Genomic DNA, 15,851 nt, shown 5'->3' with positions numbered 1-15,851 from the left:
GGAGAAAATTTATGCTTTCCGTTACACGAACTTTCCTACTCAGTGCTTTTGCGTTGGCTGCTCTGGCTGCTTGTCAGCCTAAAGAGGAAGCCAAAGAGGCTTCTTCGGCGCCTGCAGCTTCTGCCGCACCGGCCGCTTCCGGTGAATCTACTGCCAAAGCGCAAGCGCGTGGTACCGATATGCGCAAAGAAGACATTGGCGGCGATTTTACGTTGACCGATGGCGACGGCAAACCTTTCAGCCTGAGCGACTTGAAAGGCAAAGTGGTTATCCTGTCTTTCGGTTATACCCACTGTCCTGACGTGTGCCCGACCGAGTTGCTGACTTACAGCGATACTTTGAAACAATTGGGCGATCAGGCTAAAGATGTGAAAGTAGTATTTGTCAGCATCGACCCGGAGCGCGATACGCCTGAAGTAATCGGCAAATACGCCAAACAGTTCAACCCTGATTTTATCGGCCTGACGGCAACCGGCGATCAAAGCCTGCCTGTCATCAAACAGCAATACCGTGTGGTATCGGCTAAAGTCAACCAAAAAGAAGACAGCGAAAACTATTTGGTCGACCACTCTTCAGGTGCATATTTGATTGATAAAAACGGCGAAGTGGCGATTTTCTCGCCTTATGGCAGCGAGCCGGAAACGATTGCGGCTGATGTGAAAACTTTATTGTAAAACCGTAGTTGGGGCCGTCTGAAATGGGTTGTAGATTTCAGACGGCCTTCTTGCTTTATGATACGGCAAAGGAGAATAAAAAAATGACCGACACACTTTTAACGATTGCTTTATCCAAGGGGCGAATTTTTGAGGAAACCCTGCCGCTGTTGGCCGTCGCCGGTATTGTGCCTGCAGAAGAGCCCGAAAAATCACGCAAGCTGATTATTGGTACCAATCATGACAATATCCGTTTGGTGATTGTGCGCGCGACCGATGTGCCGACTTATGTGCAATATGGTGCGGCGGATTTTGGTATTGCCGGTAAGGACGTGCTGATCGAGCATGGCGGAGATGGCCTGTATCAACCTTTAGATTTACACATCGCCTCATGCCGCATGATGGTTGCGGTTAAAAAAGGTTTTGATTATGCCGCTGCTTCCCAACCTGGCAGCCGCTTGCGGATTGCCACCAAATATCCCGACATCGCCGCCGAACATTTTGCTGGCAAAGGTGTGCATGTGGACATCATCAAACTGTACGGCTCGATGGAGCTTGCGCCTTTGGTTGGTTTGAGCGACGCGATTGTCGATTTGGTTTCCAGCGGCAATACATTGAAGGCCAATGGTTTGGAAGCTGTGGAACATGTGGCTGATATTTCCAGCCGCTTGGTGGTCAACAAAGCTGCTTTGAAAACCAAATATGCGCTGTTGAATCCGATTATTCAGGCATTTGAAAATGCCGCTAAGGCCGTCTGAAAAGTTTTTGGTAAAACCTGTTTGCCAACCCAGTTTGAAAGCCCCGTCATGATGCAAAGCAAATCGACACTCGATACGATTCTTTCCCATCGCTCCATCCGCAGGTTTACTTCCGAACCGATTACCGATGAAATCCTCGATACGCTGGTGCGCGCCGGGCAGCAGGCTTCGACTTCCAACAACCTGCAATGCGTTTCCATCATCCGCGTATCCGACCTTGCGCTGAGACAAGGAATACATGAAGCGGCAGGAAGCGCACCTTATATTGTCCATTGTGCGGAATTTTTATTGTTTTGCATCGATTTTTCCAAACACAAGGCAATGTTTCCCGATGCGCAAATTGATTGGGCGGAAGTAACTCTGATTGGTGCGGTCGATGCGGGCATTATGGCGCAAAATGTATTGCTTGCCGCCGAATCGCTTGGGCTGGGTGGCGTGTATATCGGCGCGTTGCGCAATAATGCGCAAAAAGTATCGGATGTGTTGAACCTGCCGGATTATTGCGTGCCTTTGGTGGGGTTGTGCCTCGGTTATCCCGATCAAGACCCACCGCTCAAACCGCGCCTACCTAAGGAAATGTTATATGCCGAAAACGTCTGTCCGAGCCTGAATGCCGATGCCGTTGAAGCCTATAATCAGGCAGTAGCGGATTATTATGAGTTACGCAAGGGCAGTCCGATACCTTGGAAGGAGTCGCTGGCCAAAACCTTGGGCAATCCTGTGCGGCCGCATATGTTGGCGTTTTTGCAGAAAAAAGGTTTTTTGAAAAAATAATGTTCAGACGGCCTATGTGTGGCTGAGGCCGTCTGAAAACAATAGGAACGAAACAAGGAAGAGAGCAAACCATGAAGAAACTCGACACCCAATCCCCTGATTTTCAAGCCGAACTCAAAGCGTTACTCGCTTTTGAAACCGCACAAAACCCTGAAATCGACCGTATTGTTGCCGACATCTGCGCCGATGTTCAAAAACGCGGCGATGCGGCGCTGGTTGAATATACCAACCGCTTTGACGGCACATCCGCACAAACCATCGACGATTTAATTCTGACGCAAGACGATTTGCAGTCTGCGTTTGAGCGTTTGCCTGAAAACATTCAGACGGCCTTGAAAACGGCCGCGAGACGGGTAGAAAGCTACCATAAACACCAAAAAATGGAGTCGTGGACTTACGAAGACGAAGACGGCACGCTTTTGGGCCAACAGATTACGCCGCTTGACCGTGTCGGTATTTATGTTCCGGGCGGTAAAGCCGCTTATCCGAGTTCCGTCATCATGAACGCCATGCCTGCCCACGTTGCCGGCGTGAAAGAAATCATCATGGTCGTTCCCACTCCGAAAGGCGAGCGCAACGATATCGTGTTGGCGGCTGCTTTTGTAGCCGGTGTAACCAAAGTGTTTACGGTTGGCGGCGCGCAGGCGGTTGCGGCTTTGGCTTATGGTACGGAATCTGTGCCTCAAGTCGATAAGATTACCGGCCCGGGCAATGCCTTTGTCGCTGCGGCTAAACGACGCGTGTTTGGTGTGGTCGGTATCGATATGGTGGCAGGGCCGTCTGAAATTTTGGTGATTGCCGATGGCACGACGCCTGCCGATTGGGTGGCCATGGATTTGTTCAGTCAGGCGGAACACGATGAAATTGCACAAGCGATTTTGATCGGTACTTCTCAAGCGTATTTGGACGAAGTTCAGACGGCCATGAACCGCCTGATTGAAACCATGCCGCGCCGTGCGATTATTGAAGCTTCATTGGGCAATCGCGGTGCAATGATTTTGGCTAAAGATTTGGACGAAGCCTGCGAAATCGCCAACTATATTTCTCCTGAACACTTGGAACTGTCGGTCGAAAATCCGCAAGAGTGGGCGAAAAAAATCCGCCATGCAGGTGCGATTTTCATGGGACGCTATACCAGTGAAAGCCTGGGCGACTATTGCGCTGGCCCCAACCACGTTTTACCGACCAGCCGCACGGCGCGTTTCTCTTCTCCTTTGGGAACATATGATTTCCAAAAACGCTCCAGTCTGATTCAGGTTTCGGAACAAGGTGCGCAGAAGTTGGGTAAAACCGCCAGCGTGTTGGCGCATGGCGAAAGCTTGACCGCGCACGCCAGAGCGGCTGAGTTCCGTTTGAAAGACTGAGTGAAACGTTGAAGTCGTAAGAAATCAAAAAAGGGCATCTAAACAGATGCCCTTTTTATTGTGATGAAGGTTTGGCCGATAAGGCATCAGGCCGTCTGAAAACAGGGTTAACGGTTTTTCAGCCAGTCATTACGCATTTGTGCGGCTTCTTCAAAATAGCGGTAAAGCTCGGTTTTGTTGCCTTCTGAAAGGAGCTTTTCCAATTTGGATAATTGTTCTTTCAAATCTCCGGTCAGTTTGAGCAGGGCAGGGCGGTTGGCCATGCAGATGTCGGTCCAAACGGCAGGATGACTGGAGGCGATGCGGGTAAAGTCGCGAAAGCCGGTGGCGGCATAGGGGAGATAGTCTTTGCCGTGCGGATGGTCAACCAAAGCGTGGACATAGGCAAAGGCGGCCAAGTGCGGCAAGTGGGAAACGGCGGCAAAAATATTGTCGTGTTCTTCGGCGCTCATGGTCGAAATTTGCGAACCAACCGCCTGCCACAGGCTTTTCAGCCGTCTCAGGCCGTCTGAAACCTCTTGGCCGTGTAGCGTAATGATAAGGCGGCTGTTTTGAAACAAACCGCAACGCGCGGATTTTGCCCCGCTTTGATCCGAGCCGGCTATCGGGTGGGCGGCAAAACATTGCGGCAGGCGGTTTGATAGGTGGGTGCGGAAGGCATTGAGTGCTGATTGTTTGGTGCTGCCGACATCGGAAACGCAGGCGGTGTCTTTTAAGAAGGGCTTGATGTTGCGGCATACGTCAGGCAGGACGGAGACAGGCGTGGCAATTAAAACCAAATCGGCATTGCCGATGCTTTCGGCGCAAATATTCGGATAGGCATGGTCGATGATGCCGCATTCGAGTGCGTAATTGAGGTTGTCGGCATTGGTGTCGATGCCGGTAACGGTTTGCACCAGTCCCAAGCGTTTGAGGTCGAGCATGAACGATCCGCCGATTAAACCGACGCCGATAAGGGTAATGTGGGGGAAAAAGGCGGAAGTGTTCATGGTTTGCATCCGGTTTTAAATGGAAAAGCTTATTTTAATCTGTCATCGGGGCCGTCTGAAAGATGAAATCAAGGTTTCAGACGGCCTTTTTTGGGGTCGATTTTTCATGATTTAGGCATAGAAAAATCCGTTTAGTAGGATCATGTAACCGATTATCAGATTTTCATACACTAAAATAATCATCTGAATTAGTATAACGTCTTAAAGTAAGTAATTGGTATCTTAAAGTAAATTATTACATCATATTTTATTCTGATTGGTATCGGATAAAATAATTCACTCAGAAAGAAGGAATTTATGAGTTTTTCACAAACCGAATTAGTCAATGCAATGCATTTGCTTTCCACCCGCCTGCCTCAATTTCCCGAGCAGCAAAACCAAGTATCCCGCATGTTGCGCATTGTAACCGAACGTTTGAGCAGCCATTTGAATGAAAACCTGAAAGCGTTCGGCATCAATGAAAATCTGTGGTTTTCCCTGATGGCGGTTTACGTCAGCCCAAACAGCGAAATCCTGCCTTCGCGCTTGAGCGACTTGATGGACTTGACGCGCACCAGTGCCACACGCCTGTCGGATGACATGGTCGAGCGCGGCTGGGTGGAGCGTTATATCAATCAAAAAGACCGCCGTCAGATTGTGCTAAAATTAACCCCTTCGGGTGAGACCTTTATCCACGAAGTATGGCCGCAAATTGCCCGTCAGAGCGGCCAAGCGTGGGAAGATTTCACGAAAGAGGATTATGATACGCTGCAACACCTGTTGGGTAAACTGTTGAACCGTTTGGGCAATTGACAACAGACGGCCTGATGGTCTGCGGCAGGCACACATAAACGGAGTCTGTATGAAATTAGGTTTGGTCAAATCAAGCGTATGCGTTGCCGCAGTTTCGCTGTTGGCGGCATGTGCGCCCTTCGGTAAACAGTCGCCTTTGGATGAGACAACAGCCTATCCGCTGCCGCAAGGCCAATCTGCCGCTGCTGCCCAAGACGGCTGGTGGATGAAGCTGAAAGATCAAAAATTAAACAATTTGATTGCTTCCGCTATTCAGACATCTACCAATCTGCGTGTTGTCAAAGCAAGGTTTGAGCAGGCTCAGGCGCAGCTGGGCGTTGTAGGGGCCGCAAACAAACCGCAAGTCGGCTTGGGCGTTACAGGTCTGGGTGCTTATGTTTCACCCAAGCCTCAGGCCGGTATGGTCGATACCGACCATACATTGGTTTTGGCGAACGCAGCCTTGCAAGGCAGCTTGGTTTTTGACTTTTGGGGTAAAAACCGAGAGCAGATTCAAGCCGTTTTGGGAAAAAGCCGGGCTGCGGTTTATGAGGCGCAGCACATCCGCACCGAGCTGGCTCATGCCGTAGCCGCACAATATTTTGCGTGGCAGATGGCGACAGAACAACTGGCACTGCTGGATACGCGCATAGAGTTGGCGGATAAAGCATTAAAACTGATGCAACAACGCGTTAAAGCGCAGCTGGCTCCTGCCGATGCGTTGCACGCTCTGGAAATGGCGCAACAACAATTGCAGCTTGAAAAATCGGCATGGACTCAGAAAAACGAGAAAATCCGCAACAGTCTGGCTGTATTAACCGGCCGTGTACCGGGTGCATTAAATGGACAGGTTCCGGAAAAAATGGCCGCTGTGCCGTCATTGCCGGTTAGCCGTATTGAAGCGGATTTGCTGGCGGCTCGTCCCGATATCGCGGCACAAAAAGCCTTGCTTGAAGAGAAATGGCATATCGTCAAATCGACCGAAGCAGAGTTTTACCCGAATATCGAGTTGAAAGTTTTGGCAGGTATGACGCACATTGATGCGTTCAATCTGATTCGCGGACGGACATCCGGTATGTTGGGCATTGTTCCGGCTTTGAATTTGCCATTGTTTACTTCCGGCGCGCTGCAATCCAAATTGGCAGGCAAACGCGCCCAATATAACGAGCAGGTTGCCGTGTACGACCAAACTGTTTTGAACGCCATGCGTGCGGCGGCAGATGCCGTCGTGGACTATCAAAGCCTGAAAAGCCGACAAGATACTTGGAGCAAGATGGTCAATATTGCAGATAAATCTGTGCAAAATGCGAAAGGACGCGTTCGTGCAGGCTTGGATAACGGCTTGACTGCTTTGCAAAAACAAGACGAAGCTGTGCGTACGAAAATGTCGGCAGTCCAATACCATGCAGAATATCTGACAGCTTGGAGTAACCTCAATACCCAGTTGGGCGGAGGCTTTAAATTAAATAAGAAATAAACGTTTTATCAAACGGCAGGCCGTCTGAAAGGGATTTCAGACGGCCTTTTCCTTACCTGATTTACATTTGCTACCGGAAGAAATTATTGTAATGAATAGAGTGTAACTATAGAATATGACCCTTAGCGCGTTTCGTGCGCGTATTGGGTTGAGGGTAGAGCCAGCAGCCCGGCAAGACAATAATATCGTTATCACATGTACAGAATTAAAGTTGGGACTTATGGATACTCAATCAGAAAAAAATAATGTCCAAAATGAAACGGAAGTAGCCACTTCCGGCGCTAAAACGCATCGCAAACGCAATTTGGTTATCGTTACACTCTTATTTCTTATTACGGCAGCCGCAGTTGCTTTGGCGTATTTCCTGTTTTGGCAGCATGAAGAAGAAACGGAAGATGCTTATGTGGCCGGTCATTTGGTGATGATTACGCCGCAGGTAAACGGCACGGTGCGCAAAGTCATGTATGACGATACGGACGTCGTGAAAAAAGGCGATGTGTTGGTGGCTTTGGATGACAGCGATTTTCAGCTGGCATACGATCGCGCGCAAAATGAATTGATTCAGGCCATCCGTCAAAACAAACAGCAAACTGCGGTCAATTCAAAAGCCAAAGCGCAAGTATTGTTGCGCAAAGCCGATCTGGCCCGTGCGCAAGCCGATTTGCGCCGCCGCGAATCTTTGGCGGGTACGGAAGCGGTTTCCGGCGAAGAACTCAGCCATGCCCGTGCCGCTGTGGTTCAGGCTCAGGCTGCATTAAAAGCGGTTGAGGCGGAAGAAGTTTCTGCTCAGGCAGCATTGGGCAGCAATATTCCGCTGCGCCAACAACCGGCGGTTCAGACGGCCATCAGCCACATCAAAGACGCTTGGCTGAATCTGCAACGTACGCAAATCCGTTCGCCAATCAGCGGCCAAATTGCCAAACGCAATGTCCAAGTCGGCCAACGTATCGCGCAAGGTACGCCGATGATGGCCGTTGTGCCTCTGTCTGAATTGTGGGTGGATGCCAACTTTAAAGAATCGCAACTGCGTAAAATGAAAATCGGCCAGCCTGTTGAAATGACAGCCGATTTGTACGGCAGTAAAGTAGTTTACCATGGCAAGGTCATGGGTTTGTCGGCAGGTACGGGCAGTGCGTTCTCATTGCTGCCGGCGCAAAATGCAACGGGCAACTGGATTAAAGTCGTACAACGCGTGCCGGTGCGCATCAGTTTGGATGCCAAAGAATTGCAAAAAAATCCGCTCCGTGTCGGTTTGTCGATGACTGTTAAAGTCGATGTTGCCGAGAAGGGCAGCGGTAAAGCCATGACTGCCGAGGCAGAACGAAATACTGCGCTGGCGGAAACGGAAAGTGTGGATTGGAAGGCCGCCGATGCTTTAGTCGATAAAATCTTCGAGCAATACGCAAAATAATCTTTTCAGACGGCCTGGGTCTTTTATTGAAGGCTCAGGCCGTCTGAAATATTGATTCTCTTCAATCAACCGCTTTGGCGGTTGTCTTATAGTTTAAAAATATGAATTATCCGCCGTTACAAGGGTTTAAGCTGGTGTTGGCAACGTTGGCGCTCAGCTTGGCCGTATTTATGGAAGTCTTGGACAGCACCATCGCCAACGTCGCCGTGCCCGTTATCGCAGGGGATTTGGGTGCGGCGACCACGCAGGGCACTTGGGTGATTACCTCATTTGCCGTAGCCAATGCCATTTCCGTCCCTCTGACCGGCTTTTTGGCCAAGCGGTTTGGCGAGGTTAAAATCTTTATTGCTGCCGTGATCGGGTTTGTCGTAACGTCATGGCTGTGCGGTATGGCGCATAATCTTCAAGCCTTGGTTTTTTTCCGAGTGTTGCAAGGCTTTATCGCCGGGCCTTTGATTCCCTTGTCCCAAAGTCTTCTGATGGCTTCCTATCCGCCTGAAAAACGAACATTGGCACTGGCCTTATGGGCGATGACTGTCGTCGTTGCCCCTGTATTGGGACCGATTTTGGGCGGTTGGATTTCAGACAACTGGCATTGGGGATGGATTTTCTTTATCAATATCCCAATCGGGGTTTTATCCGCCTCCATTGCTTGGAAACAGCTTAGACACAGGGAAACCGAAATCGTCAGGGCGCCGATTGATTACGTCGGGCTGGTGTTGATGATTGTCGGTATCGGCGCATTGCAAATGATGCTTGATAGGGGTAAGGAGTTGGACTGGTTTGCCTCGGGAGAGATTATCGTTTTGGGCGTTACCGCTTTGGTGTTCCTAACATATTTTATTGTTTGGGAGTTGGGCGAGAAATACCCGATTGTCGATTTGTCATTGTTTAAAAACAGAAACTTCACGATAGGCGTTGTTGCTACATCGTTGGGCTTTATGGTCTATATGGGCACATTGACCCTGTTGCCTTTAGTGTTGCAATCAAATCTCGGCTATACCGCTACTTGGGCAGGTTTGGCTGCTGCACCGGTGGGTTTTTTGCCGATTATTTTATCGCCGATTATTGGTAAGTTTGGCAATCGCGTCGATATGCGCCTGTTTGTCAGTGCCAGCTTCTTGGTATTTGCCTATACATTCCATTGGCGCACCGATTTCTATGCCGGTATGGATATGAGCAACGTCGTTTGGCCGCAGTTTTGGCAGGGTTTAGGCGTAGCCATGTTCTTCCTGCCTCTGACCAGTATCACCTTGTCGCATATGAAAGGCAATCAAATTGCTTCGGCCAGTAGCTTGTCTAACTTCTTGCGTGTCTTTATGGGCGGTGTCGGAGTATCTGTTGTCAGCACCATGTGGGAACGACGCGAAGCTCTGCACCATACTCAGCTGACCGAACATATTAATTCATTGTCCTCAATCAGCAACCAATCTATTCAAGGCATGATGGCCAATGGCCTGAGCAAAGAACAAGCCCTGGCTGCGATAAATAGTACCATTTCCCAACAAGGCTTTATTATTGGTTCAAATGAAATCTTTTTGGCAGGCAGCATCATATTTATCAGCATGATTCCCATTATTTGGCTGGCAAAGCCGCCATTTAACGGTTCCAGCGGGGGAGGGCATTAGATAAAAATTGTGTTGACTGAGTTAGAGCTAAAGCAGGTTGCTAACGGGGAAAGAGTAAGAGTGTATCTAGTCATGATTGCCTTGGACTTATCTTTAAAATAAGCCATTTATGAGACCTAGACTATCAATAATTGGAGTCTTGAGAATTTTAGAGGGAAGAGGAGGGGTAGCATTTAAGGTAATGACTTGTTTGATACATTTTTATAAGATTACATACTCTTATCTTTAGTGACTGTTAGATATAAAGAGGCCGTCTGAAAATGAATTTCAGACGGCATTTATTTTCGTAATGTGATTATTCAGGCTCTTAATGACCTTGTTTTGGAGAGTTTTGTTTTTTTGCTTTGATTCGTTTTCCGCGTTTGTATTTGGCTTTGTTTGGGGTGTTTTCTTCGCAATGTATTTTTGTATTTTGGAAAATAAGCTTACAAGCTTTGTTTGCAGGATACGGGAAGGAAGTATGTATCCATGGTGCCGCCGCAAGACCAAACTGTTGTGCCTTTGGTATTACCTGTTTTCGCAAAGCTTGGTATTAGGTGAATTTCGGTATTCTTCACAGGTACAGCGGCTTGATTACCGATGGCGGCAACAATAGTGCCGTTATCTTCAATACGGACAATCTTTACATAGTTGCCGACTTTATTGTCGTCTGAAGCGAGTTGTTTGATATTGAGGTCAAGCGGCAAGCTGCCTTTATCCGCATAGGCTTCTTCGACGTAGCTTTTCATACTTCCTGCCAGCATAATGCCTTCTGCTACTTGTGCTCTGGCAACATAGTTTTGGTATGCAGGAAGAGCCGCTATTGTCAAAATGCCGATGATGCCGATAACAATCATCAACTCAATCAGGCTAAAGCCGGTTTGGGCGTTGCGTAGTTTTTTCATTTTTTGAGTATGTCGTTTTCTTATTTTTATTTTATAAAGCAAATCCCATAATTCTTATGGGATTTGCTTTGAGACGAATATCTTTTATTAGATATTTAAATTGGATTAGCTAACTTATTTTTTTTCCACAGCTGGGCGGCAAGAAGAAGGTAAGAATTTTGTATCTACGCCTGTGGTGCCTTCGGCCTTACCTGGGGCACAAGTCCAAGTAAAGGAGCCATTGTTAGTGGTAGCATGAGGAGTAAGAGATACGGTTTTATTTTTAATTTCGTTATTTACATTTTCGCCTTTCATTTTGGCAGTAATAACACCATTAGCTCCGACATCTACTTGTGCAACATATTTACCTTGAATGCTTGTATTTGTTGCGATACCTGCTTCTTCATTGCTAGTAGGCCATTTACCTTTATCTGCATAGTATTCAACCACAGCAGACTTTTGACCTTCCATCAAAGAGATGGCTTCAGAAACTTGGGCACGTGCAGTGTAGTCTTGGTATGCAGGCAGTGCGATAACTGCCAAGATGCCGATAATCGCGATGACGATCATCAATTCGATCAGGGTGAAACCTTTTTGGATTGCTTTCATTGATTAAAACTCCAGTTTGAAAGTGTGAATAATTATGTTTAAGTAAAAAGTCCGTAATGTGCTTGGCACTATGTATTATGAGTAAACCATAAAGTAAGAAGGAATATACAGCTTCCGTCGGGCTTGCTGCTTTGAGGCTTGGGCCTTATCGGACGTGTTGTTTCAAGCAGTTGGTGTGCCAAGTGCGCAAAATTGATTAAAAAATTTATTTTTTATTTTTTGTTTATTGTTTTTATTGGGTTTATTTTTTAATTTTTAAGTTTTATGAGGTTTTGTTTGAAAGTTTCAGGATTTTAGGGAAATTAGGGGGTTGACGTTTTTTGTCAGTTTTGTGTTTTTTGTGACAGGGAAGGGAGACAAGTTTGGGTGTGTGACGTTTTTTGTCAGAATTTAGTTTAATTTAATAATATGTTAATTGGTTTGGATGGGCGGTATTTTTATGGATTAATCGGTGAGTTTAATATTTTGTGATTTTATTTTTTTGTTTTTATGGGTTTTATTTTGTATGCGTATTTTGTTTGAATATGGATGAGGAAAAGATTTGGAAGGAAGGATTTTTGAAGAGGGTTTGGTGTAATAGGTGAATGAAAATTTGTTATTAGAATTATATTCATATGGGTTATGATTTTTAAATGTAGTTTTATGTCAGAAGGAAGTTTTGGTTTCGAATTTTAAGGCTTTGGATTTCTTGAGTGTTTGAGAAGGGTATATTCAGGATGTTTATATTTTTGGGTGCGATTAGGGTGAGTAAAAAATGCTCACCCTATGTTTTTAAGATGTTCAGACGGCCTTTATGGGGTCAGGACTTCGATCAATGCCTGTTTTAGGGTGTTTTGGGTTTGCGGGTCTTGTAGGGATGGGCTGTAGGTAATGAAGCTGTCCTCAATGCGTTGATCTAAGGTGGTGATTTTGGCGTAGCGCAGGCTGATGTTGTGTGCGAAGAAGGTCTCGGCGATGTCGGCGAGGAGATGGGGGCGGTTGACGGCGGTGATGTCTATGGTGTGCCAGCCGGGATAATCTTCTTCGGGGGTGATGATTACGGTAGGCGGAATAGGGATGTGGCGGATGCGGCGGCTGATGTGTGGACGGCCGCTTTGTTTTTGGACGGTGGTATTGCCGTGGATGAAGCTGTTGAGTTCGGCTTCGAGTGCGCTTTGGCGGTCGGGATATTCTTCGGGCGGGAGATTGTCGGGAAGTTGGAGGATAAAGGTGTCGAGGATGTAGTCGTGCTCGGTGATGAAGGCACGGGCGGCTTGGATGTCGAAGCGGTGGCTGCTGAAGATGCGGCAGAGGCGTGCGAAGAGGCGGTCGCCATTGGGCATGAACACCATGACTTGAAGGCTGTTGCTTTGGGGAAGGATGCGGCTGCGGACGGCCGGACTTTGGGTGTCGTAGGCGAGGTTTGCGGTGTGCCAGAGGATTTCCCGTGTTTGATGGCGGACGTAGTATGCGCTGCCGAGGATGCGGCGGAGTTTTTGTTGGTTTTTGAGGGGAACGGCCGCACGCGTGAGCTGATCGGTCGAGGCTTGTTCGCGTCGGTTGGGGAGGCGTTCGGGATCGTGGTGTTTGCTGTTTAAAACGGCGGCGGTGCTGTGGTAGAGGGTTTGGAGCAGACTGGCGCGCCATGTGTTCCAAAGTTTGGGGTTGGTGCCGCGGATGTCGGCAATGGTAAGCAGGTAGAGTGCGTCGAGGTATTCGCGTGTGGGAATACGGCGGCAGAAGGCTTGGAGGACGTGAGGATCTTGGATGTCTTCTTTTTGGGCAACGGTGGACATGAGCAGGTGGTTTTCAACCAGCCATGCGAGGAGGTGGCTTTCTTCTTCGGTGTAGTAGTGGTTGGCGGAGAATTGTTGTGCGTCTTTGATGCCTTCTTTTGCATGATCGCCGCCACGGCCTTTGGCGATGTCGTGCAGCAGGGCGGCGGTGTAGAGGACATGCGGTCGTGGGTAGGCCTGCATGATGGCGCTGGCCTCGGGCATTTCGTGGCTGTGGGTTTCGATGGCGAGACGGCGCATATTGCGGACGACGGTCAGGATGTGGTCGTCTACGGGGTAAATATGGAAGAGGTCGTGTTGGAGCAGGCCGGTGATTTTTTCCCATGCGGAAAGATAGCGGCCAAGTACGCCGTAGAGGTTGAGAAAACGGAGGGTTTGGGTGAGGCCGGTACCGTGTTTGAAGAATTGGATAAAGCGGCGGCGGTTTTCTGGATTTTGGGTGAAACGGGCGTTGATTTTTCGTGTGGCCGCCCACCATGCACGCAGGGTTTGCGGCTCGATGGTGGTGATGTTTTGCTCCTGCATGGTTTGGATGATGGTGAAGATGTGTTCGGGATTTTGCTCGAACAGGGCAAGGTCGTTGGCGGCGATTTGGTGGCCGATGCGTTTGTAGTGGCTGTCGATGGGATGGATATGCTGGGGACGGCTGGAGGTTTGATGGTTTTTGAGAACCGGAATGAGGATGCCGTTGAGTTGTTTGATGGCTTTGGTGGCGCGGTAGAAGGTGTGCATCAGGGCTTCGCTTCGGCCGCGGATGTCGGGTTGGGTATAGCCTAAGCTTTCGGCAACTTGGGACTGGTAGTCGAAAAGCAGTCTGTCTTCGGGGCGGTCGGCGGTAAGGTGGAGATGAATCCGGATGTTGGCGAGACGGCGGTAGCCATGGGCTAGCATGCCGGCTTCGGTGCGTGTGAGGACGCCGGCGGTAACGAGGGCGGTGGGGTTGCTGTCTATGCCTTGTGCTTTGGCTGTCCAGATAAGGGTGTGGATGTCGCGCAGGCCGCCGGGGCAGGTTTTGATGTTGGGTTCGAGTTGTGCGCCTGTGCCTTGGGATTTGGTATGGCGTTGCTCCATTTCGAGGAGTTTGGCTTCGATGAAGGCGGCTGTGTCGCGGCGTGTGTTGAGTTTGTTTAGAAGTTGGGCGGTAAGGTTGGCATTGCCTTGGAGATGGCGTGCTTCTAGAAAGGCGGTTTCGCCGGTAATGTCGTTTTGGGTGCTTTGGAGGATTTCTTCTATGCTGCCGCTTTTGATGGCGGGATTGAGGCGTGCGTCCCAAAGGGTTTGGATAAATTGGGTGGTTTGTTGTTGCAGGCTGTCTGAAAAAGGAATGGATGAAATAATCGCTAAGTCCCAGTCGGAATGGGGATAGAGTTCGCAACGCCCAAAGCCGCCGATGGCAATCAGACTGATGTCGTTGCTGTCGGGGAAGTGGATTTGCCAGAGGGTTTGCAGCAGGGTTTCGGCAGCGGCGATATGGTCGCGGAAGTAAACAGTGGGACGGTTGTTTTTGCGGTAGGCAGTTTCTGCTGCGGCTTTTTGCTGCTGGTAGGTTTGGATGGCTTGTTGGGTGGCGGTCATGATGGTATCTGGCTGTGAATTAGGCTTGGGTATCGGCAGGCTCGGTCATTTGACGGAGCATTTCTTGCGGCGGAAGGAGAAGTTTGTAAGGGGCGATTTTAAGCGCAGATGCGATTTTTTCGATATTGGAAAGGGCGATGTTCCAGCGTTTGCGCTCGACGGCGGAGACGTAGGTACGGTCAAGTCCGCATTGGCGCGCCAGTTCTTCTTGCGACCAGCCATGATTAACGCGATAGAGGCGCATGTTGTAAGCGATAACGGCGCGGAGGTCTTGCGGATCGGGCAGGCTTGGAGGGGGAGTAAGTTTATTGACCATGGTATTTTGAGTTTGTGGTTTGAACGATAAGGGGATTTTATACTATTTTTGTGAGGGGAAAGGAAAGGCCGTCTGAAAGTTTTCAGACGGCCTTAAAAGGGGTAGGTATAAAAAAAAGGGGGTGGCTTTCGGCCACACCCAAACACACACACATCAAGAGGAAAGAAAAATCATTTAATAAGAGAGCTGGCTCTTATAGGGGAAAACTGGAGGATTCGGGCTTGGCCCTGAAGTATTGAAAGGTATTATAAATGAAAATAGGGTTGGGGTATTGATACAGGTCAATTCGGGCTTGATTTAGAAAATATATTTTTAGGATAGTGGAAATAAATTAAAAATAAGGTTTGATTGTGAATAAAAGCATTAGGCCGTCTGAAAAATGGGTTTCAGACGGCCTGATTGGTTTAAAGGCTACTACTTATACAATTAAGCTAAACCTTTATCTTTGGCTTCTTGCAGGCGGGCTTCAAAGTTGCTGAGATTGACGCCTGCCTGTTCGGCTGCGGCAACTACTTCGGCTACGGATGCGCCGTGTTGCACTTGATGATAACCCCAAAGCAAGGAGCAGCGAGTGCCGGTACGGCAGAAGGCAAGGATAGGAGTCGGAGATTGTTGCAACAGATTTTGGAAGGCTGCAACATCGGCTGCGTTGATTTGAGGCGCAACGACGGGCTGGTGTGAGAATTGGTTGATGCCGGCCTCTTTAAACCAGTTTTGCACTTCGGCAAAAGCCGGCTGGTTTTCTTCTTCGCCGTCCGGGCGGTTGCAGATGATGGTTTGGATGCCGAGACGTACGGCTTCTTGGACATCAGCTTCGGTCAGTTGGGGGGCGATATAGAGGGAGTCGGTCAGTTTACGGATGGGCATAGTTTTTCCTTTCTTTATATT

The 15,851-nt window shown here is 48.7% G+C and carries 14 protein-coding genes; 8 read left to right on the top strand and 6 right to left on the bottom strand.

All coding sequences use genetic code 11. The annotated features are described in order from the left end of the window. Positions 1-11: 11 nt before the first annotated feature. The 4 genes from KCG54_RS08930 (at position 12) to hisD (ending at position 3,549) form a co-directional block, all read left to right on the top strand. A complete protein-coding gene (locus KCG54_RS08930; protein WP_254323976.1) occupies positions 12-674 on the top strand; it encodes an SCO family protein in 663 nt (220 codons plus the stop codon). Positions 675-757: 83 nt separating this feature from the next. Then, entirely contained in the window at positions 758-1,411 is a 654-nt protein-coding gene (gene hisG / locus KCG54_RS08925) for an ATP phosphoribosyltransferase (RefSeq protein ID WP_254323975.1), read from the top strand. 48 nt (positions 1,412-1,459) lie between these two features. Further along, complete coding sequence (nfsA, locus tag KCG54_RS08920; RefSeq protein WP_254323974.1) at positions 1,460-2,185, top strand: oxygen-insensitive NADPH nitroreductase; 726 nt, start codon at positions 1,460-1,462, stop codon at positions 2,183-2,185. Between the two features lie 71 nt (positions 2,186-2,256). After that, positions 2,257-3,549: a histidinol dehydrogenase gene (gene hisD, locus KCG54_RS08915; protein ID WP_254323973.1), complete on the top strand. Its 1,293-nt coding sequence runs from the start codon at positions 2,257-2,259 to the stop codon at positions 3,547-3,549. Between the two features lie 107 nt (positions 3,550-3,656). Here hisD and KCG54_RS08910 read toward each other — a convergent pair whose 3' ends face one another. After that, entirely contained in the window at positions 3,657-4,538 is an 882-nt protein-coding gene (locus tag KCG54_RS08910) for a prephenate dehydrogenase (RefSeq protein ID WP_254323972.1), read from the bottom strand. Positions 4,539-4,835: 297 nt separating this feature from the next. On the opposite strand from KCG54_RS08910, the gene KCG54_RS08905 reads away from it, so the two are divergent. The 4 genes from KCG54_RS08905 to KCG54_RS08890 all read left to right on the top strand — a co-directional run bounded on the left by KCG54_RS08905 (position 4,836) and on the right by KCG54_RS08890 (position 9,825). Beyond that, positions 4,836-5,330, top strand: a complete 495-nt coding sequence (locus KCG54_RS08905; RefSeq protein ID WP_003748495.1) for a MarR family transcriptional regulator — start codon at positions 4,836-4,838, stop codon at positions 5,328-5,330. Positions 5,331-5,379: 49 nt separating this feature from the next. Continuing rightward, a complete protein-coding gene (locus KCG54_RS08900) occupies positions 5,380-6,786 on the top strand; it encodes an efflux transporter outer membrane subunit (protein ID WP_070823421.1) in 1,407 nt (468 codons plus the stop codon). A 220-nt stretch (positions 6,787-7,006) separates the two neighbouring features. After that, entirely contained in the window at positions 7,007-8,197 is a 1,191-nt protein-coding gene (locus KCG54_RS08895; protein WP_070823422.1) for an efflux RND transporter periplasmic adaptor subunit, read from the top strand. Between the two features lie 101 nt (positions 8,198-8,298). Then, positions 8,299-9,825, top strand: a complete 1,527-nt coding sequence (locus KCG54_RS08890; RefSeq protein WP_254323971.1) for a DHA2 family efflux MFS transporter permease subunit — start codon at positions 8,299-8,301, stop codon at positions 9,823-9,825. Between the two features lie 425 nt (positions 9,826-10,250). Here KCG54_RS08890 and KCG54_RS08885 read toward each other — a convergent pair whose 3' ends face one another. The 5 genes from KCG54_RS08885 to KCG54_RS08865 all read right to left on the bottom strand — a co-directional run bounded on the left by KCG54_RS08885 (position 10,251) and on the right by KCG54_RS08865 (position 15,830). Beyond that, the gene (locus tag KCG54_RS08885) at positions 10,251-10,709 is read right to left on the bottom strand and encodes a pilin (protein WP_254323970.1); all 459 of its coding nucleotides are present in this window, start codon (positions 10,707-10,709) and stop codon (positions 10,251-10,253) included. A 114-nt stretch (positions 10,710-10,823) separates the two neighbouring features. Continuing rightward, entirely contained in the window at positions 10,824-11,297 is a 474-nt protein-coding gene (locus KCG54_RS08880; RefSeq protein ID WP_254323969.1) for a pilin, read from the bottom strand. A gap of 791 nt (positions 11,298-12,088) precedes the next feature. Beyond that, complete coding sequence (glnD, locus tag KCG54_RS08875; RefSeq protein ID WP_254323968.1) at positions 12,089-14,647, bottom strand: [protein-PII] uridylyltransferase; 2,559 nt, start codon at positions 14,645-14,647, stop codon at positions 12,089-12,091. A 19-nt stretch (positions 14,648-14,666) separates the two neighbouring features. Continuing rightward, positions 14,667-14,963 carry a helix-turn-helix domain-containing protein gene (locus KCG54_RS08870; protein ID WP_003680870.1) on the bottom strand — a complete coding sequence of 99 codons (297 nt, stop codon included), beginning with the start codon at positions 14,961-14,963 and terminating at the stop codon, positions 14,667-14,669. A gap of 426 nt (positions 14,964-15,389) precedes the next feature. Next, positions 15,390-15,830, bottom strand: coding sequence for a TIGR01244 family sulfur transferase (locus KCG54_RS08865; RefSeq protein ID WP_254323967.1), 441 nt, complete (start codon positions 15,828-15,830; stop codon positions 15,390-15,392). Between the last annotated feature and the right edge of the window lie 21 nt (positions 15,831-15,851).

Source organism: Neisseria subflava (assembly GCF_024205705.1).
In the GTDB taxonomy this organism is placed as follows: domain Bacteria; phylum Pseudomonadota; class Gammaproteobacteria; order Burkholderiales; family Neisseriaceae; genus Neisseria; species Neisseria subflava_D.
This window is presented reverse-complemented; position numbering and strand designations above follow the sequence as displayed.